The sequence below is a fragment of the Rhizobium sp. YJ-22 genome (assembly GCF_029601685.1).
In the GTDB taxonomy this organism is placed as follows: Bacteria; Pseudomonadota; Alphaproteobacteria; order Rhizobiales; family Rhizobiaceae; genus Metarhizobium.
The window spans coordinates 136,465-154,656 of the sequence record NZ_JARRIR010000003.1 but is presented as its reverse complement, the minus strand read 5'-3'; the positions used below and the strand labels follow the sequence as shown (position 1 = coordinate 154,656).

Annotated in this window: 16 protein-coding genes; 8 read left to right on the top strand and 8 right to left on the bottom strand. The window is 65.2% G+C overall.

Annotation, left to right across the window (positions count from 1 at the left end):
• Positions 1–102: 102 nt before the first annotated feature.
• The 4 genes from P7F60_RS08740 to P7F60_RS08725 all read right to left on the bottom strand — a co-directional run bounded on the left by P7F60_RS08740 (position 103) and on the right by P7F60_RS08725 (position 6,417).
• Positions 103–1,974 carry a sigma-54-dependent Fis family transcriptional regulator gene (locus P7F60_RS08740; protein WP_277917346.1) on the bottom strand — a complete coding sequence of 624 codons (1,872 nt, stop codon included), beginning with the start codon at positions 1,972–1,974 and terminating at the stop codon, positions 103–105.
• Between the two features lie 211 nt (positions 1,975–2,185).
• Positions 2,186–3,634, bottom strand: a complete 1,449-nt coding sequence (locus P7F60_RS08735) for an NCS1 family nucleobase:cation symporter-1 (RefSeq protein ID WP_277917345.1) — start codon at positions 3,632–3,634, stop codon at positions 2,186–2,188.
• Between the two features lie 222 nt (positions 3,635–3,856).
• On the bottom strand, positions 3,857–4,903 hold the full coding sequence (locus tag P7F60_RS08730; protein ID WP_277917344.1) for an acyltransferase: 1,047 nt from the start codon (positions 4,901–4,903) through the stop codon (positions 3,857–3,859).
• A 98-nt stretch (positions 4,904–5,001) separates the two neighbouring features.
• Positions 5,002–6,417 carry a PLP-dependent aminotransferase family protein gene (locus P7F60_RS08725; RefSeq protein ID WP_277917689.1) on the bottom strand — a complete coding sequence of 472 codons (1,416 nt, stop codon included), beginning with the start codon at positions 6,415–6,417 and terminating at the stop codon, positions 5,002–5,004.
• 149 nt (positions 6,418–6,566) lie between these two features.
• On the opposite strand from P7F60_RS08725, the gene P7F60_RS08720 reads away from it, so the two are divergent.
• Positions 6,567–7,427 carry a DMT family transporter gene (locus tag P7F60_RS08720; protein WP_277917343.1) on the top strand — a complete coding sequence of 287 codons (861 nt, stop codon included), beginning with the start codon at positions 6,567–6,569 and terminating at the stop codon, positions 7,425–7,427.
• A gap of 17 nt (positions 7,428–7,444) precedes the next feature.
• Here P7F60_RS08720 and P7F60_RS08715 read toward each other — a convergent pair whose 3' ends face one another.
• Entirely contained in the window at positions 7,445–8,044 is a 600-nt protein-coding gene (locus P7F60_RS08715; protein WP_277917342.1) for a PAS and helix-turn-helix domain-containing protein, read from the bottom strand.
• 76 nt (positions 8,045–8,120) lie between these two features.
• On the opposite strand from P7F60_RS08715, the gene P7F60_RS08710 reads away from it, so the two are divergent.
• A complete protein-coding gene (locus tag P7F60_RS08710) occupies positions 8,121–8,837 on the top strand; it encodes a CoA transferase subunit A (protein WP_277917341.1) in 717 nt (238 codons plus the stop codon).
• Positions 8,837–9,484 carry a 3-oxoacid CoA-transferase subunit B gene (locus P7F60_RS08705; RefSeq protein WP_277917340.1) on the top strand — a complete coding sequence of 216 codons (648 nt, stop codon included), beginning with the start codon at positions 8,837–8,839 and terminating at the stop codon, positions 9,482–9,484. The genes P7F60_RS08710 and P7F60_RS08705 overlap by 1 nt, the downstream gene beginning before the upstream one ends.
• A gap of 272 nt (positions 9,485–9,756) precedes the next feature.
• On the opposite strand, the gene P7F60_RS08700 is transcribed toward P7F60_RS08705, so the two are convergent.
• Genes P7F60_RS08700 through P7F60_RS08690 form a run of 3 tightly spaced genes read right to left on the bottom strand, consistent with a single transcriptional unit; the run spans position 9,757 to position 12,624 of the window.
• The gene (locus tag P7F60_RS08700) at positions 9,757–10,518 is read right to left on the bottom strand and encodes an SDR family oxidoreductase (protein WP_277917339.1); all 762 of its coding nucleotides are present in this window, start codon (positions 10,516–10,518) and stop codon (positions 9,757–9,759) included.
• A gap of 10 nt (positions 10,519–10,528) precedes the next feature.
• On the bottom strand, positions 10,529–11,482 hold the full coding sequence (locus P7F60_RS08695) for a C-terminal binding protein (protein WP_277917338.1): 954 nt from the start codon (positions 11,480–11,482) through the stop codon (positions 10,529–10,531).
• Positions 11,479–12,624: a fumarylacetoacetate hydrolase family protein gene (locus P7F60_RS08690; RefSeq protein ID WP_277917337.1), complete on the bottom strand. Its 1,146-nt coding sequence runs from the start codon at positions 12,622–12,624 to the stop codon at positions 11,479–11,481. Before P7F60_RS08690 ends, P7F60_RS08695 begins: the two co-directional genes overlap by 4 nt.
• A 278-nt stretch (positions 12,625–12,902) precedes the next feature.
• On the opposite strand from P7F60_RS08690, the gene P7F60_RS08685 reads away from it, so the two are divergent.
• Genes P7F60_RS08685 through rpiA form a run of 5 tightly spaced genes read left to right on the top strand, consistent with a single transcriptional unit; the run spans position 12,903 to position 18,190 of the window.
• Positions 12,903–14,378: an NAD-dependent succinate-semialdehyde dehydrogenase gene (locus tag P7F60_RS08685; protein ID WP_277917336.1), complete on the top strand. Its 1,476-nt coding sequence runs from the start codon at positions 12,903–12,905 to the stop codon at positions 14,376–14,378.
• Between the two features lie 3 nt (positions 14,379–14,381).
• On the top strand, positions 14,382–15,911 hold the full coding sequence (xylB, locus tag P7F60_RS08680) for a xylulokinase (protein ID WP_277917335.1): 1,530 nt from the start codon (positions 14,382–14,384) through the stop codon (positions 15,909–15,911).
• A gap of 10 nt (positions 15,912–15,921) precedes the next feature.
• Positions 15,922–16,608, top strand: a complete 687-nt coding sequence (locus P7F60_RS08675; RefSeq protein ID WP_277917334.1) for an HAD-IA family hydrolase — start codon at positions 15,922–15,924, stop codon at positions 16,606–16,608.
• Positions 16,605–17,447 carry a MurR/RpiR family transcriptional regulator gene (locus P7F60_RS08670; RefSeq protein ID WP_277917333.1) on the top strand — a complete coding sequence of 281 codons (843 nt, stop codon included), beginning with the start codon at positions 16,605–16,607 and terminating at the stop codon, positions 17,445–17,447. Before P7F60_RS08675 ends, P7F60_RS08670 begins: the two co-directional genes overlap by 4 nt.
• A 20-nt stretch (positions 17,448–17,467) precedes the next feature.
• Positions 17,468–18,190: a ribose 5-phosphate isomerase A gene (rpiA, locus tag P7F60_RS08665; protein WP_277917332.1), complete on the top strand. Its 723-nt coding sequence runs from the start codon at positions 17,468–17,470 to the stop codon at positions 18,188–18,190.
• Positions 18,191–18,192 lie beyond the last annotated feature (2 nt).

Here is an 18,192-nt window from a genome sequence, read left to right as displayed (position 1 = left end):
TGAGCCGGATCCGCAGGCATTATCAAGAGATTGCGGCGCCAACGGATCTGGGGTTGGGCGCAGTGCGACAGAAAGCGTGCAACAGGTGTTGCAGGCGTTGCGTCAGTTCAGGCGTTTGAGGCGGCGGTGGATGGTGGAGCGGTTGACCCCGAGTTTGCGGGCGAGCGCCGAAACATTGTCGCCGCATTCGCCGAGCGCGCGCCGAAGATCGTCGTCACCGCCGGCGGGGAGGGCGGCTGGCGCCGTCAGGAGATGGTCGGGCAGACAATCGGGACCGATGACACCGCCCTCCGCAAGCGCGACGGCCACCCGCAGCGCATTGGAAAGCTCACGGAAATTTCCCGGCCAGTCATGCGCGCAAAGCGCCGCCCGCGCGGCGACATCGAGGCGGTAGCTCTCACCGGCTTCCGTCCCGATGCGCGCGAGAATCTGGTCGATCAGCCAATCGAGATCCGTTCGCGCGCGCAACGGCGGCAGGCTCAGCGTCGCGGCGTTGAGGCGATAGTAGAGATCCTGGCGGAAATGTCCCTCCTTCACCAGTTCGGCAAGATCGCGGTGCGAGGCGGAGAGCACGCGCAGCCGAACCGGGCGCGCCTTCAGCGCCCCGACAGGCTGCACTTCGTTTTCCGAGAGGACACGCAGCAGCCGGCTTTGCAGGGAAAGCGGCATATCGCCGATCTCATCGAGGAACAGCGTGCCGCCGCTTGCTTCCTCGATCAGGCCGCGCTTGCCCTTCTGGCTGGCGCCGGTGAAGGCGCCGGGCGCATAGCCGAAGAGTTCGGATTCGATGAGATGTTCCGGGATCGCGGCGCAATTGACGGCGACGAAATTGCCGCCGCCGCCACAGCTGTCATGGATCGCGCGGGCCAGAAACTCCTTGCCGCTGCCCGTCTCGCCCTGAATGAGGATCGGGATATCGCGCGCCGAAAATTTCGCTGCGCGTGCCTGCACCCGCTCCATGGCGGCATCGCCATTGCTCAGGTCACGCAATGCTCGCGGCAGGCGCGTCTCCGGCGGCAGCGGCTTGCGCAGGCTGACGGCAGGGGCGATGGCGCTGGCGAAGAGCACCAGGCCGTTTCTGGCGCGCAACAGGCGCTCGCCGTTCGGCCGGCCGCGCATGAAGCGCGGCAGGTCGTCGATATCCATGTCGAAGACCTGCGAAATCGGCAGGCCGAGGAAATCGCGCGTCGAAAGGCCGCGCATGTTCATCGCGCGGGCGAGCGCGCCGAAACCGCCATGGGTCATGCCGGTGATGCGGCCGGAACCGTCGAGCGCGATGGCGGCGTCCGGATCGACATCCAGAAACTCCGGCGAGCGGGCAAGGCGCAGCACCCAGTCGTTGCGGGTGCGGGTCATGAGGTTTGCGAGCTCGATGCGCCGCGCCGTGGCGGAAACCAGATGCAGCGCGAGCTGCTGGCTCGCCTTGACGGTGGGCGAGCGGAGCTGGGAAATGTCGAGCACGGCGGTGAGATCGCCGAGCGTGTCGAAAACGGGTGCGGCCGTACAGGTCAGCCCGATATGGCTGGCGTCGAAATGATCGTCCTGATGGATGATGACGGGTTCGCCGGAAACGATGCAGGCCCCGACTGCGCAGGTGCCCGCCCGGTTCTCCGACCATTCCGAACCGAGATAGAGACCCGCTTTTCGCAACTGGTTGTCGAAGGTGGGATCGCCCATGAAATCGACGGTAACGCCACGCGCATCCGACAGCAAGAGCACATAATTCTGCCCGGCGACCTGATTGAAAAGCCCTTCGAGACCGGAACGGCCGATGCGGATCAGTTCTTCCGCCTGCTCGCGGTGCTCGCGCAGCTTCGGTTCGGGAACGATATAGGCTTCCTGCGCAATCGCCGGGTCGAGCTTGTAGTCGTTGAGGCAGCGCAGCCAGGATTTTATCACCGGCGCATCACGCGGGCTGACGACGCCCATGCCGACACGCTCGATCTCCCGTATATGCGATAGGGTCGACGCCATCCCGAATTCCTCCATGCGCAGGATCGCACAGGATGCGCCGATCGACAATCGTCCTCTCTATGGCGCACCGGATACCTTCGCCGCCGATGCCGGCTCCAGTTCCATAAGACAGATTACGCATTCGGAAAGTTCGAGGACGCGGTGCGTTTTCCGGCGATCTGGCCGGTCGCAATCTGGAGCGAGGGGCGCAAGGCCCCTCGCCCCTTGTCGTTCAGGCAAAGGCCGGGTTGCGGCGGGCGCCCATGCGTAGCAGGTAATAGACGCCGCCGCCGATGCCGACGCCGAAGAACCAGCCATAGGTGGCCCACCAGTCCGGCAGGATGGTGGTGAAGGTCGGCAGGATCGATGAAAACAGCCCGCCCACCGCAAAGGCGATGAAGGCATTGCCGTGCCAGCCGTTCTGGAAGCGGAACTCGCCGTCTTCGTGATAGAGCGCCTCGACATCCAGTTGGCTTTTACGGATCAGGTAATAATCCACCATCATGATGCCGAAGATCGGACCCATGGTCGAGCCGATGAAGTTGACGAAATGCGCAGCCCCCGTCTCCCAGGGAGCGAAGGGATAGAGCACCAGCGCGATCAGCGCCGCGATGTAGCCGCCGCGCTTGAAATTGATCTGGCGCGGGAAGACGTTGGCGAAATCGAAGGCCGGCGAGACGAAGTTGGCGACCACGTTGATGCCGAGCGTCGCCACCGCGAAGGTGAGCGCTGCCAGCAGCGCCAGGAACCAGCTGTCGAATTTCGCCGAGATCTGGTCGGGATGCAGCAGCACCTCGCCATAGACCGCATAGGCCGCCGTGGTGGTGATGCCGGCGACCAGGCAGAAGGCCAGCAGGTTGATCGGCAGGCCCCAGAGATTTCCCTTGCGCAAGGCCTTTTCGCTGGTGGCATACCGAGAGAAGTCGCAGAAATTCAGGTAGAGCGCGGCGAAATAGGTGATCCAGGTGGCGGCCACCGCGGCCAATGCGGCAAACGAGCCCGGTTCGCCCGGAACGCCGGCATCCTTGGTCTTTTCGATCAGCACGTCACGCGGGATTTCCGAGCCGAACGAGAAGGTGCCGGACTTGACGACCAGATAGATCGACAGGAACAGCATCATGATCCAGACCGCAGGACCGGCCCAGTCCTGGAACTTGCGCACGGTTTCCATGCCGCGCTGGATGATCAGAAGTTGCAGGCCCCAGACGATGACGTAGCAGATGACTTCCAGCGTCGAATGGCCGAGCATGTGGCTGTTCTGGTGGAAGGCGAGCATCGAGTCGTTGCGGATCAGAAGCGCCACGATGGCGCCCGAGGCCGCCGCCGTCTGCGCCCCATACCAGAAGCAGGCGACGATGGCGCGCACGATCGCCGGGAAATTGGCACCGAACGTGCCGAAGGAAGCGCGCGCCAGCACCGGGAACGGCACGCCGGTGCGCACGCCGGCATTGCCGACCATGCTCATCAGCACGAAGATCACCAGCGAGCCGATGCCGATGGCGATGACGAAATTGACGAAGCTGCCGCAGAGCAGGAACAGGCTGGCGGCGAGATAATAACCCCACAGGCTATGGACATCAGAGGTCCATACGTTGAAGATACTGAAGGCACCCCATTTGCGCTCCTCGGCGGGCGCGAGATCCTCGTTGTACAACGAGGGCGACGGATTCTTGACTGTCATTCCACCCCTCCAATTTCAAGGGGCCGAGCTTTCGGCCCGCAGGAGAGTGTGCTCTCTTTTCGGGCATCTTACAAATAATTCGTCAGACAAGTTTAGGAATCGCCGTGGCGTTCCGAAACGCGAGGGCATGTCGCGCAGAAGTGCGCGGCGGTTTTGCGACAGCGACATGCGAAAAATCAAAGATCTAGGCGCAGGAGCGAGCCTGCGGGATCGCGACGCGCTTTAGCGTATCGAGGTGGATATCGGCAGGCCTGCTGCCGGCGGCGGCGCTTTTTCGGCGGCGCGCGGCGCCGGGCCGAAGCCGGCCAGACGCATCAGGCCGAATCGGCGGGCGATGCAATAGAGCGCCAGCGGCCCGAGAAGGGTCGCCGCCGTGCCGACCAGCAGATGCACGGGCGCGGAGGCGATGCCGAGCTTGACCAGAACCAGCCGCGTCGCCGACAGGAAGAAGATATGCGTCAGGTAGATCGCCATCGCCGCGCCGCCGAGGAATTCCAGGCCGGCCGCGACCCTGGCCGGCAGAAAGCGGGCGAGCGCGAAGGCGACATAGCAGACCGCCGCCGCCGCGATGCCGCCGCCGACGAAACCCCAGGCCGTCGGCAGCATCTGCGGATAGGCGAGGATCCAGGCCTCCGCGCCAAGGAACGCCGTAACCGCAAGGCCGGCCATCGCCGCTTTCGGCCGGTCGTGCGGCGGCTGCGCCAGCAGGCGGCCCCAGATCATGCCGACGAGAAAATAGGGAAGATGCCGGATCGCCGGCTGAACCGTCGAATGGATTTCGTGCTCCGTCGTGGCGAACACCAGGGCGATCGCGGCGACGAGGACGGTCGCCAGCGCGCCCGTTCCCAGACGGGTCAGCGGCAGCGAGACGATCTGCACCAGGAAGAGCGCCCAGACGAACCAGAAGATATCCTTGGGCGGAAAGGGAAAGGTTGCGATTTCCCAGCCCGAGAGCGGCGGCCGCGAGGTGACCGACGCCGCCAGATACAGAAACGCGGCGAACACATAGGCCCAGAGGATCAGCGGATAGATCAGCGTTTCGATGCGCAGCGCCGCGGAACGGGCAATGCCCTTGCGCTCCACCGATTTCTGGAACAGCACGCCGGACAGGATGAAGAACAGCGGCATGTGAAACAGGTAGATCGCCACGTCCACGGCCCTGAAAAGCGCCGCATTGGCCAGGAGGCCGCCATTGTCGAGACCGCGCCAGACATGACCGAAGCAAACGAGGATGATGCCGACACCCTTGGCCGCGTCCACCCAAACCATTCTGCGCATCTCGTCAGCCCCTTCTTAGTTCGGCACTTGCTGCCCGGCCTGCAATGCCACGGCCATGAAGACCCGCACCGCACTCTGCGCCTTGCAGGTTAATTCGCCGTATCCGGCGCCGACGGGGCAGCGGCCATCGCCCGGCGCAAGGTGGCCATCACCCGGGCGTCGCCGCACTGGGCGACGTTGAAACGCATGAAGCCGGCGGCGGAACGGGAGGCGCTGAAGACGTTGCCCGGCGCCAGCACGACATCGTCGGCGATGGCGGCGCGGGCAAGCGCGGCGGAATCGACGTCCTGCGGCAGGCGGCACCACAGGTAAAAGCCGCCGCGCGGCATCAGCCAGGGCACGATGCCGAGGCCGGCGAGCTTTTCGGCCGTTTCGCGCCTGGCCCGCGACAGGCGGCGGCGCAGTTCCTCCATGTGCTTGCGATAGCCGCCGCCGGCGAGGACGCCGGCGATCAGCTCCGCCGCCACCGGGCTCGGGCCGCCGAAGCTGGTCGCCACCTGCAGGTCGACCAGTTCGGCGATCCAGTCGGCACGGCCGGCGATATAGCCGCACCGCACCGAGGCGGACAGGGTCTTGGAAAAGCTGCCGATGCGGATCACCCGGCTCAGGCCGTCCAGCAAGGCCAGCCGGGCGGACGGCTCCGGCTCGAAATCGGCGAAGATATCATCCTCGACGATCACGAGGTCGTGGGCGCTGGCGAGTGTCAGCAGGCGGTGCGCGGTCCGGGGCGAAAGCGTCGCGCCGGTCGGGTTGTGCAAGGCGGAATTGGTGATGTAGAGGCGAGGCCGTTCGGCGGCGAGCACCGCCTCGAACCGGGCGATATCGGGCCCGGAAGGCGTATAGGGAATGCTTGCGATCTTCGCCTGATGCGCGCGCAGCAGCGCCCGGAAATTGAAATAGCAGGGATCGTCGACCAGGACCGTATCGCCGGGTCGCAGCAGCAACCGGCAGACGAGATCGATCGCCTGGGTGCCCGAGCCGGTCAGCAGCACCTGGTCGGGCGCAATCTCCAGCCCCTCCTCGGCAAAACGGCCCATCAGGATGCGCCTGAGCGTCGGTGCGCCGCGCGTCGCCCCATATTCCGCCAGCAGGCCGTCGCCGCCGCGCGCCACGGCGCGAAAGGCCCGGCGCAGCGCCTCGGCCGGCATCCACTCGGCCGGCAGCCAGCCGCAGCCGGGCTTCAGCGCCGCGGGATCGGCATCCAGCGATTGCCGCGACACCCAGAAGGGATCGACGGCGAGATCCTGCTGCGGCCGGTCCCCGGCCAGCGACAGCGGCGGCAGGGCGCCGGCCGAGACATAAAAGCCCGAACCCGGCCTCGCCCGGATCAAGCCCTCCGCCGCCAGCCGGTCATAGGCCTCGACCACCGTCGAAGGCGAAACGCCCATGGTGGCGGCGAAAGCACGGATCGACGGCAGCCGGTCGCCCGCCGACAAGGCGCGCCCGGCAATCTTGGCCCGGATTGCCTTCATGACGTCGAGGGTGCGGCTGGCGCGTGTCGGCATGTGTTCGGGTTCGCTCAAGTGTGTGCCTTTCATGACCCATACAGTTTAGGAGGATTGTATTGATCCGTATCTGACTTGGCCAGCGCTTTACCGATAGTATCATCAATAAAAGCGGGGCGATCGCCCTCGCTCGGCATCATGAGGACACGATGAAGACATCGATCGATGGCTGGGGCAGCGGACTGCTCGGAGTGGTGATATTCAGCGGCTCGCTGCCGGCGACGCGGGTGGCGGTGGCCGATCTGTCGCCGCTGTTCCTGACCTCGGCGCGGGCGTTGATCGCGGCGGCACTGGCGGCGGCGCTGCTCGCCGTCTTGCGGCAGGCGCGGCCGGGGCGGCGCGATCTCCAGTCGCTGGCCGTCGTGGCGCTGGGTGTCGTCGTCGGCTTTCCGCTGCTGACGGCGCTGGCGCTGCAGCATATCACCTCGGCCCGCTCCATCGTCTTCATCGGCCTGCTGCCGTTGTCGACGGCGGTCTTTGCCGTGCTGCGCGGCGGCGAGCGGCCGAAGCCGTTGTTCTGGCTGTTTTCCGGGCTCGGCAGCGCCACGGTGGTCGGCTTCGCCTTGCTGAACGGCGGCGCGTCGTCGCCGGCCGGCGACCTGCTGATGATCGCCGCCATCGTGCTCTGCGGGCTGGGTTATGCCGAAGGTGCGGCGCTGTCGCGGCGTCTCGGCGGCTGGCAGGTGATTTCCTGGGCGCTGGTGCTCTCGGCGCCGCTGATGGCGGTCGTCACGCTGATGACGCTGCCGGGCTCATGGCAGGCCATCGGCTGGCCGGCCTGGGCCGGGCTCGCCTATGTCTCGGTGTTCAGCATGCTCGTCGGCTTCGTGTTCTGGTATCGCGGGCTGGCGCGCGGCGGCATCGCCAGCGTCGGGCAGTTGCAATTGCTGCAACCCTTCTTCGGGCTGGCGCTGGCCGGGCTGCTGCTCGGCGAGCCCGTGGCCGCCTCGATGGTCGCGGTCACCGCCGTCATCGTCGCCTGCGTCGCCTTCGCCCGCCGGTTCGCCTGAGGAGAAGGACGGCGCTGTCAGCGATCCTGCGTCTCCGGCGCATGCAGGAACCAGGAGATCAGCTGCGCGGAATTCGCGCAGCCGGTGATCTTCATCAGCCGGGCGCGGTGGGATTCGACGGTGCGGACCGAGAGATCGAGCTCCCCGGCAATGCGGGCATTGGTCTTGCCCTGCGAGACGAGGGTGAGGATCTGGTGTTGGCGTTCGGTGAGCGCCAGCCGGGGGCTGGCGGTCGGCCGGTTCAGCCGCTGAAAGCAATAGAGCGCGTGGGCGAAGGGATCGTCACGCTGAAAGCTCTTGCCGTTCACCTGGCACCAGAAGCGCTGCCCGGTCACCGACATCATGATGCGTTCGTCGTAATAGCTGCGGCTGCCCGGCAGGTGCTCCAGCCACACCTTTCCGGTGCGGATGAAATCGGAGATTTTCGGGTAGAGGACGGCGAAGCTCTTGTCGATCAGGTCGGCGCGCTCGTAGCCGAACAACTCGGCGAAGGCGTCGTTGCAATCGCGGATGATGCGATGCGTGGCATAGACCATGGGCACGGGAATCTCGTTCAGGGAAAAGCGCGGTTCCGCGTCCCTGGCAAAGCTCTCGATCGGTATGGCATTTCGCGTCATGCCGTATAAATACGGCTAACAGGGCCTGGCTTTCAAGGCGTAACCTCCGGCGCGAAACGAACCTGCGGGAGGCAGTATGCGGAAAGTCTATTCAGATGCCACGACAGCCCTGGCCGGGCTGCTGAAGGATGGCATGACCATCATGGCCGGCGGTTTCGGGTTGTGCGGCATTCCCGAAGTGCTGATCGAGGCGGTGCGCGAATCCGGCGCGCGCGGCCTGACGGTGATCTCCAACAATGCCGGCATCGACGGCGTTGGCCTCGGCCGCCTCTTGGAAACGCGCCAGATCGACAAGATGATCTCCTCCTATGTCGGCGAAAACGCGCTGTTCGCCCAGCAATATCTCGCCGGCGAGCTGCAGATCGAATTCAACCCGCAAGGCACGCTTGCCGAGCGCATCCGCGCCGGCGGCGCCGGCATTCCCGGCTTCTACACCAAGACCGGCGTCGGCACCGAGATCGCCGAGGGCAAGGACGTGCGCGAGTTCAACGGCGAACTCTACGTCATGGAAACCGGTCTGTTCGCCGATCTGGCGCTGGTGCATGCCCATACCGCCGATACCGACGGCAATCTCGTCTTCCGCAAGACGGCGCGCAACTTCAACCCGGTCATGGCGACCGCCGCGCACACCACCGTCGCCCAGGTCGAGCACCTGGTCGAGCCGGGCCGCATCGATCCCGACCATATCCATACGCCGGGCATCTTCGTGTCGCGCCTCATCGAGGTGAAGGGCATCGAGAAGCGGATCGAGAAACGCACCGTGCGCGCACGGGAACAGGTGGGAGCGAACTGATGGCCTGGACGCGGGACGAAATGGCGGCGCGCGCCGCACGCGAATTGCAGGACGGCTTTTACGTCAACCTCGGCATCGGCATTCCGACGCTTGTGGCCAACTACATCCCGGAAGGCGTGCATGTGACGCTGCAAAGCGAGAACGGCATGCTCGGCATGGGCCCCTTCCCTTACGAGGGCGAAGAGGATGCCGACCTGATCAATGCCGGCAAGCAGACGATCAGCGAGCTGCCGGGCAGCAGCTTCTTCTCCAGCGCCGACAGTTTTGCGATGATCCGCGGCGGGCATATCGACCTGTCGATCCTCGGCGCCATGCAGGTGGCCGAAAACGGCGATCTCGCCAACTGGATGATCCCCGGCAAGATGGTCAAGGGCATGGGCGGCGCCATGGATCTGGTCGCCGGCGTCAAGCGCGTCGTCGTCGTCATGGAACATGAGGCGCGCGGCGAATCCAAGGTGCTGAAGCGCTGCACCCTGCCGCTGACCGGCAGCCGCGTCGTCGATCTCGTGATCACCGATCTCGCCGTCTTCACCGTCGCCAAGCGCGGCGAAACGGCCCTGACCCTGATCGAGCTCGCCCCCGGCGTCAGCGTCGACGACGTCCGCGCCAAGACGGAGGCGGATTTCTCGGTGGCGCTCACCGGCTGAGGCGCGGCCGTTTCGACAGGATGAAAGGCGCGGGCGACTAAAAACGCCCGCGCCTTCAGATTGTTGACAAACCTTGCCCACACTCCGTCGTCATCCTCGGGCTTGTCCCAAGGATCTGCTCACGCTCGACAAGCCGTTGACGGAAATGGATTATTTTGCGTGCTTGGATGCTCTGCACAAGGCCGAGCATGACGGCGGAGAGGTTTGGAGCTTTGTCAGCAGCCTGAAGGCGCGGGCGAACGAAAGCGCCCGCGCCTTTTTACATTTCGCGATCAGATCGCCGTATAGCCGGCATCCGCCGTGACGATCGAGCCGGTCATCAGGCTGGAGGCGTCCGAGGCGAGGAACAGGACGACGGCGGCGATTTCCGATGGCTTTCCCATGCGCTCCATCGGGGTCAGGTCCAGCCAGCGGCGGATGAGTTCCGGCTGTTCGTTCAGCTTGTCGAGCAGCGGCGTGGCGATATAGGTCGGGGCGACCGCGTTGACGCGCACGCCGCGCTTTGCCCATTCCACGGCCAGCGAGCGCGTCAGGTGATGCACCCCGGCCTTGGAGGCGTTGTAGTGGCATTGCGGCTGCGGCGTGTTGACGATATCGCCGGACATCGAGCCGATATTGACGATGGAACCGCGCCCGGCCGACAACATCCGCCGGCCGAAGGCGCGGCAGGTCTTGAAGACGCCGGTGAGGTTGACCCCGATCACCCGCTCCCATTCGTCGTCGGTCATGTCCTCGGCCGGCGTGTTGGTGACGATGCCGGCATTGCAGACGAGCGCATCGAGCGGCGGCAGCTCCGCCGCCAGTTTTTCCAGCCCGGCCGTATCGGTGACGTCGAGCGTATGGGCGCTGGCGTTGAAGCCGGCGGCCGTCAGGCGTTTTGCCGTTTCCTTCGCGCGGTCGCCGTCGCGGTCGGTGCAACGGATATGGGCGCCGGCCTCGGCAAGGGCCGTGGCGCATTCGGCGCCGATGCCCTGCCCCGCGCCGGTGACCAGCGCGGTGCGGCCGGAAAGGTCGAATTGTTTCAGGTAGCTCATCGCAAAATCCTCAAGTCAGGGCGCAGCGCAGCGGCTCGCCCTTCAGCGCCCGCAAACCTTCCTCTGCCGCCAGTTGCTGCAGGCGGTTCACCGAGGCATCGGAGAAGAAGGCGGCGTGGGGGGAGACGATGGTGTGCGGCGCGCTCCGCAGGGCGGCATCGGCCGGCAGCGGCTCCTTTTCGAAGACATCGAGGCCGGCGCCGCTGAGATGGCCATTCTCCAGGGCCTCAGCCAGTGCCGCCTCATCGACCAGCCCGCCACGCGAGACGTTGATCAGGATCGCGCCCTTTTTCATGGTGGCGAGTTCGGCGCGGCCGATCATATGCCGGGTCTCGGGTGTCAGAGGCACATGCAGGGAGAGGATATCGGCCGTGCGGATGACCTCCGCCAGAGTCCGCATTTTCGCCTGCGCGGCCTCGGCGTCTTCGGCCGAAACATAGGGATCGTAGGCGATCACCGTCGCGCCAAAAGCCTGCATCCGCCGCGCCAGCGCCCGGGCGATGCGGCCAAAGCCGACGAGGCCGACGGTGGACTGGCTGAGCGAACGCACATGATCGACCATGGCGCCGATCTTCCATTCGCCGGCGCGGATGCCGGCATCGTAGCGCCCGAGCTTGCGCGCGAGCGACAGCGCCATGGCGCTCGCGTGGTCGGCGACCTCCTCGACGCCGTAATCCGGCACGTTGCAGACGTGGATGCCGAGGTTCTTCGCAGCCGGCAGATCGACATTGTCGACCCCGACGCCGTAGCGAATGACGGTCGCGCCCTTGGCCATGACGCCCATGGTGCGCGCGTTCATCGGCGCGAAATTGTTGAAGACGACATTGGCGCCTTCGACCGCTTCCAGCGTTTCCGCCTCGCTGCGGCACTGGTGCTCGGAAAACGCCGCGCCCGCACTTTGCGCCGCCGCGCGCTCCCGCGCCACACCGGAAAAGGCGTGATCGGTGACGACGACCCGGCTCATGCCAGCACGCCGCGCTTGACGAGATTGCGCATCAGGGCGCGGGCGCCGAACGTCCACGGGGCGGCTTTCTCACAGGAGGTGACGGTGTTGGAGAGCGTGCCGAGCAGCGGCGTGGCGATCTCGACGACATCGCCCTCGTGATGGGTAAAGCCGCTGCCGGGCGTGCCGCGATCCTGGGTCGGCGCGAACATGGTGCCGAGGAACAGCATGAAGCCATCGGGATATTGATGGCTCGACAGCGTCTGGCGCACCAGCTCGGCCGGCGCACGGCTGATCTCGGCCATGTTGGAGCGGCCGGAAAGTTCGAAGCCATCCGTGCCGCGCACCGACATGGACAGTTCCGCCTTCTCGATATCGGCGATGGAAAAACCCTCGTCGAACAGGCGGATGAAGGGGCCGATGGCGCAGGAGGCGTTGTTGTCCTTGGCCTTGCCGAGCAGCAGGGCGGAACGGCCCTCGACATCGCGCAGGTTGACGTCGTTGCCGAGCGTCGCGCCGCGAATCTCGCCGCGCGCATTCACCGCCAGCACGATTTCCGGCTCGGGATTGTTCCAGTTGGAGATCTTGTTGACGCCGACCAGCGCCCCATGGCCGACCGCCGACATCGGCTGCGACTTGGTGAACACCTCAGCATCCGGGCCGATGCCGACCTCCAGATATTGCGACCACAGGCCCTCGCGCTGCAGCACGCCGCGTACATGGTCCGATGCCTCGGAGCCGGCGCGGACATTGGTGAGGCTGCCGCCGATGAGATCGCCGATGCGGGTGCGGATCGCCTCGGCGCGGGCCGGATCGCCGGCGGTGCGCTCGTCGATGACGCGCTCGATCATCGAGCGGGCGAAGGTGACGCCGCAGGCCTTCAGCGCCTGCAGGTCGCAAGGGGCGAGCAGGCAGGCGCGGGTCGCGCCGTTGCCCATCTCGGCGGGGCTTGCCAGAAAATCGTCGACCGGGCCGAGGCGGTCTCCCTTGAGGGAATCATAGGTAGCGACGCTGTCGCCATCGAGAAAATCGGCGACGGTCGCGACCTCGCGCGTGACGTCGAACAGCACGCCGTCGCGGATGATGACCACGGACGGGCCTTCCAGTTCGGGGCGCCAGACGCGGCCGATCAGGCGCGCATTCTCGGGAAAATCGATGCTCATGAAGAAGTCCTCCTTGGGTGGGCAATTACTAGTATTGCTTCATCAACGCGTCAATCGCGAATTCCATCGGTTTTCAGGGTCGGCAGCGCGCATTTGCTCCTGATCGTCAGAAAAGTTGTTTTATTTCAATATATATAACAGCATTTGATTCAGCATCGCAGCAGAATCCCTAACGGCGGACAGCAGGGAGCTATCAAAAATAGCGCTTGCGTGAAGCTAGTATAACTATATATTCGATCTCGACCGGCGCTTGGGGCGCCTTTCCGGAAAATCCTGACATGATGGATGACATGCTCGAACAACTCAGCGGCAAACTGTTTATCGACGGCGCTTTCGTGACCGGGCGCGGCCGCCCGATCCGGGTGGAGAATCCGGCGACGCTTGACGAGATCGGCACGATCCCGCTGGCGACGCAAGAGGAAATCGACGCCGCTGTCGCGGCAGCCCGCAAGGCGTTCGAGACATGGTCGACGGTTCCGGCGAAGACGCGCGCGGCGGCGTTGCATCGCATGGGCGATGCTATTGCCGCAGATGCGGATGCCATGGCGAAGGTCATGACGCTGGAACAGGGCAAGCCGGTCAACGAGGCGCGCGGCGAGATCCTCAAGCTCGCCGAGGCCTGCCATTTCTATGCGGAAGAGGCGGTGCGCGTGCATGGCGAGATCGTGCCCAACGATACGACCGACAGCGAAAGCCATGTGGTGCGCGAGCCGATCGGCGTCGTCGGCGCCATCACGCCGTGGAACTATCCGGCCGAGTTGATCGGCTGGAAGCTGTGCGGGGCGTTGGCCGCCGGCTGCACCATCGTCATCAAGCCGGCGGAGCTGACGCCGTTCACGGCGCTTGCCATCGCCGCCAAGGCGAAGGAGGCCAACATCCCGGCCGGCGTCGTCAATGTCGTCACCGGCTCCGGCTCGACGGTCGGTCAGGCGCTGGTCGAGCATCCGGATGTCGACAAGATCGCCTTCACCGGCTCCTCCGCCGTCGGCCTGCATATCCAGAAGACGTGTCCGAAGATCAAGCGCCTGTCGCTGGAACTCGGCGGCAATTGCCCGATGATCGTCACCGCCAAAGCCGATCTCGCCGCCGCCATCAAGGGGGCTGCACGCCGCTCCTTCCGCAACAACGGCCAGATCTGCATCGCCATCAACCGCATCTATGTCGAGCGGCCGGTCTATGACGCTTTCGTCGCCGGCCTCGCAAAGGCGGCGGAAGCGCTGACCGTCGCAAACGGGCAGGACGCGCCGGATGCCGACATGGGCGCCATGGCCTCGGCCGAGCCGCTGAACAAGACCGTCGATCATCTCCAGGATGCGCTCTCCAAGGGCGCGAAGCTGGTTGCCGGCGGCAGCCGTCCGCAGGGCGAGGCCTTCGAAAAGGGCCATTTCTTCCGCCCGACCGTGGTTGCCGATTGCGATCATACGATGAAAGTGATGACCGAGGAAACGTTTGGGCCGCTGGTCGGCGTCATGCCTTTCGACCGGTTGGAGGAGGCGGTGACACTCTCCAACGACACGCCTTATGGGCTGGCCTCCTATCTCTACACGCAGGATGCGGCGGAAATCCGCGCCATCTCGCGGCGGTTGGATTACGGCAATGTCGCCGTCAACAATGTCGATGCCGGCGTGATGAACGCGCCTTATGGCGGGCGCAAGCAGAGCGGCGTCGGCTATGAGCACGGCCGCGAGGGGCTGCTGGAATATTTCCATTTCAAGCATATCCGCATCCGCCTCGACCAGCCGGAAGGGTTTTGAGCCATGGCGCGGGAGGCCGTTCTCGGGATCGATATCGGAACCTCGGGCTGCAAGGCGCTGCTACTCTCCACGGACGGCGCGCTGCTCGGCAGCGAGACCGCGACCTATGATCTCGCCCAACCGCGCCCCGGCTGGACGGAGCAGGATCCGGCGCTGTGGATCGAGGGCGCGCGCCGCGCCGTAGGACAACTGCTCGCCGGTCACGGCGATGTGGAGATCCGCGCCATCGGCCTTTCCGGCCAGATGCACGGGCTGACGCCGCTCGATGCAGAGGATCGCGTGTTGCGCCCGGCCCTGCTCTGGAACGATCAGCGCAACGGCGCGGAATGTGCCGCGCTCACAGAAAAGGCCGGCGGCGAAGAGGCCCTGCGCGGCTACACCAACAACCGGATGCTGCTTGGCTATACCGGCGGCAAGGTCGCCTGGATGCGCGCCCATGAGCCGGATCTGTTTTCCCGCTTGCGCCATGTGCTGAACCCCAAGGATTACCTGCGGCTGGTGCTGACCGGCGAGAAAGCGACCGAAGTCTCCGATGCCTCCGGCACCGGCCTGTTCGACGTCCGCGCACGACAGTGGAGCTTTCCGCTGATGCAAAAGCTCGACATCGACCAGAATCTGTTTCCGGCCTGCCATGAATCGCCTGAAATCACCGGCCTCGTCAGCCGCTCCGGGGCGGAATTGTTCGGCCTCAGGCAAGGCATTCCGGTGGTCGGCGGCGGCGGCGACAGCGTCATCCAGACCATCGGCTCGGGCGTGATCGCGCCGGGCGACGTGCAGACCACCATCGGCACGGCCGGCATCGTCGCCTCGGCGCTGGATGCGGCCATCGACAATCCCGAGAGCCGGCTGCAGGTGTTCTGCAATGTCGCGCCGGGCAAATGGCACGCCATGGGCGTGACGCTGAATGCCGGTTTTGCGATGAGCTGGTTCCAGCGCCTGCTGCGCGGCTTGGCAGGTGACAAGGATTGGAGTTACGAGCAGATTGTCGCCACCGCCACTGAGAGCGTCGCCGGCAGCCGCGGCCTCGTCTTCCTGCCCTATCTCAACGGCGAGCGCGCGCCGCATTCCGATCCGGAAGCGCGCGGCGCCTTCATCGGCCTGACCGGACTGCATGGCCCGGCGGAAATGGCCCGGGCGGTGATGGAAGGCGTCGCCTTCGCGCTCTACGACATCTTTTCGGTCATGCGGCGGGCCGGCATCGAGGCCCATGTCGTCAAGGCGTCGGGCGGCGGAGCGCGCTCCGCGCTGTGGCGGCGGATGCAGGCTGATCTGTTCGGCTGTGACGTGGTGACGACGGAGGGTGCTGCGGAAGGGGCCGCCTTCGGCGCCGCCCTCGTCGCCGGCCTCGGGCTCGGCATTTTCGAAACACCGGAGCAGGCGGCGAACCTCTGCCGCCCCCTCACCCGCGAAAGCGCGGATGCGGCCGGACGGGCAGCGCTTTCGCCGGGCTTTTCGGTCTATCAGGCGCTCTATCCAGCGCTGGCTGACAGCATGCACGCGCTGGCGCGTGCTCATGACGACATCGAGGCATAGGGGGCGGGCGATGACCATACGCGATTGCGAAGGGCTGATCTTCGATCTGGACGGCACGCTGATCGACAGCGCGCCGGATATCGCCGCCGGCGTCAACGACTATTTCGCCGAACAGGGCTGGCCGCATCTGGAGGTCGCGTTCGTCGAGCGCTTCATCGGCAACGGCCCGCGCCGGCTCCTCCTCGACATGATGCTGGAACTCGGCCTTCCCAGCGATGACGACAGCGTCGATCGCGCCGTCAAGGGTTACCTCGCCGCCTATGAGCGCACCCCCTCGCGCCACACGAAATTCTATGACGACGTGAAGCAGGATCTGCATCTGCTTCACGATCATGGCTTCCGCATGGGCATCTGCACCAACAAGCCGCATCGCCTGACCTTGCGCATCCTCGATATCCTCGGCATCGGCCAACTCTTCACCGCCGTCGCCGGGGCCGATGACGTGCCTGCTTGCAAACCGGACCCGATTCATCTCCTGACTGTCGCGACGCGCATGAGGCTTGAGCCCGGGCGCTGGGTCTATGTCGGCGACACCACCGTCGACCAGACGACTGCCGCGCGCGCCGGCGTGCCGTTCTACGCGGTTCCCTGGGGAACCGGCCGGCATCTCGACGTCGCGGCCGACTGTCGCCTGACCCGGCTTTCGGATCTGACGTCCCTGCGCCAACCGGTCACGCAAGGAGACATTCAGGCATGAGCAGTGAAAGCCTGTTGCAACGCATTTTGCAGGAAAGCCCCGACATGGCGAGCGCCGAGGCGCGTGTCGCCCGTTTCGTCAGCGCCCATCCGAGCCAGGTCATCCATATGAGCATGGCGAGGCTTTCGGAGGAGTGTGGCGTCAGCGATCCGACGATCATGCGCTTTTGCCGCCGCTTCGGGTTTCAGGGATATCAGGATTTCAAGCTCTACCTCGCCCAGAGCCTCGTGCCCTCGGCCCCCTTCGCCTATGAGCAGATCGTCGCCGGCGATTCCGTCGAGAACATCGTGCGCAAGACGGCGCGCAATTCGCTGAACGCCATCCAGCGCGGGCTGGAGGACATCGTGCCGGCGCAGATCGAGGCCGGCGCCAAGCTGCTGAACGAGGCGGTGTGGATCGGCATCTATGCCAGCGGCATTTCCGAGATCACCGGGCTGGATGCCGAACACAAGTTCCAGCGCCTCGGGCTTCGCTGCACCGCCCTGATCGGCCGCAAGAAGCAATGGCTGCATGCCGAGACCTCACGGCCGAGCGAGGTGGCGCTGATCTTCTCGCAATCCGGCCATACCAAGCAGATGGTCGAGGTGGCGACCGCCGTGCGCGCCGGCGGCGCTCGCGTCGTTTCGGTCACCGCCGCCGACAGTCCGCTGGCGTGCATTTCCGACGTGCTGATCGCCGTCACTCCTTATGAGCGCACCGAGCTTCTGACGCCGCTCGCCTCGCGGCTCAATCATCACCTCGTCGTCAACATGCTGGTCACCTCGATGGCGGTGATCAGCGGCTCCGAATTTCCCGACCAGTTGCCGGCCCTCGATAGCTGGCAAACCGACAAGATTTAGAAAACAAGGATTTCTTTACCATGAGCATCCAGGACGAAGCCAAGAAGGCGGCGGGACGCCGCGTCATCGAGGAATTCGTGCGTGACGGTATGAAGCTCGGCCTCGGCTCGGGTACGACTTCGCATTTCTTCGTGCGCGAACTCGGCAAGCATGTCGCCGGAGGCATGAAACTGACCTGCACCACCACCTCGCGCTCGACCATCGACGTCGCCCGCGAGGTCGGCATCCGCATCACCGAGCCGAACGAGATCGGCGAGATCGACCTGACCATCGACGGCCCCGACGAAATCGACCGCGACTTCAACATGATCAAGGGCGGCGGCGCCTGCCTGCTCTGGGAAAAGATCATCGCCCACGCCTCGAAGCGCATGATCACCATCTGCGACGAGAGCAAGATCGTCGACCGCCTCGGCGGCTTTCCGCTACCGGTCGAGGTTGTGCAGTTCGCCTGGAAGCAGACCGAGCGCATGGTGCAGAAGACCCTTGCCGACCACGGCATTTCCGGCATCCGCATCGAACGGCGCATGCGCGACGGCCAGCCCGTCGTCACCGACAGCGGCAATTTCATCCTCGACTGCCACTGCATCGCCATTTCCGAGCCGGCAAGGCTGGAGATCGCGTTGAACCGCATCCCCGGCGTCGTGGAAAATGGCCTGTTCACGCGTGAATCCGATGGCATGGTCGTCGGAAAATTTGATGGCTCGACCTATGTCGAGATGCGTAAATCTAGTAAAACAACGTAGTT

Bases quoted from the DNA above. Each gene is read 5' to 3' on its own strand.
- P7F60_RS08740 (WP_277917346.1), bottom strand. From the start codon at position 1,974: ATGGCGTCGACCCTATCGCATATACGGGAGATCGAGCGTGTCGGCATG.
- P7F60_RS08735 (WP_277917345.1), bottom strand. From the start codon at position 3,634: ATGACAGTCAAGAATCCGTCGCCCTCGTTGTACAACGAGGATCTCGCG.
- P7F60_RS08730 (WP_277917344.1), bottom strand. From the start codon at position 4,903: ATGGTTTGGGTGGACGCGGCCAAGGGTGTCGGCATCATCCTCGTTTGC.
- P7F60_RS08725 (WP_277917689.1), bottom strand. From the start codon at position 6,417: ATGCCGACACGCGCCAGCCGCACCCTCGACGTCATGAAGGCAATCCGG.
- P7F60_RS08720 (WP_277917343.1), top strand. From the start codon at position 6,567: ATGAAGACATCGATCGATGGCTGGGGCAGCGGACTGCTCGGAGTGGTG.
- P7F60_RS08715 (WP_277917342.1), bottom strand. From the start codon at position 8,044: ATGACGCGAAATGCCATACCGATCGAGAGCTTTGCCAGGGACGCGGAA.
- P7F60_RS08710 (WP_277917341.1), top strand. From the start codon at position 8,121: ATGCGGAAAGTCTATTCAGATGCCACGACAGCCCTGGCCGGGCTGCTG.
- P7F60_RS08705 (WP_277917340.1), top strand. From the start codon at position 8,837: ATGGCCTGGACGCGGGACGAAATGGCGGCGCGCGCCGCACGCGAATTG.
- P7F60_RS08700 (WP_277917339.1), bottom strand. From the start codon at position 10,518: ATGAGCTACCTGAAACAATTCGACCTTTCCGGCCGCACCGCGCTGGTC.
- P7F60_RS08695 (WP_277917338.1), bottom strand. From the start codon at position 11,482: ATGAGCCGGGTCGTCGTCACCGATCACGCCTTTTCCGGTGTGGCGCGG.
- P7F60_RS08690 (WP_277917337.1), bottom strand. From the start codon at position 12,624: ATGAGCATCGATTTTCCCGAGAATGCGCGCCTGATCGGCCGCGTCTGG.
- P7F60_RS08685 (WP_277917336.1), top strand. From the start codon at position 12,903: ATGATGGATGACATGCTCGAACAACTCAGCGGCAAACTGTTTATCGAC.
- xylB (WP_277917335.1), top strand. From the start codon at position 14,382: ATGGCGCGGGAGGCCGTTCTCGGGATCGATATCGGAACCTCGGGCTGC.
- P7F60_RS08675 (WP_277917334.1), top strand. From the start codon at position 15,922: ATGACCATACGCGATTGCGAAGGGCTGATCTTCGATCTGGACGGCACG.
- P7F60_RS08670 (WP_277917333.1), top strand. From the start codon at position 16,605: ATGAGCAGTGAAAGCCTGTTGCAACGCATTTTGCAGGAAAGCCCCGAC.
- rpiA (WP_277917332.1), top strand. From the start codon at position 17,468: ATGAGCATCCAGGACGAAGCCAAGAAGGCGGCGGGACGCCGCGTCATC.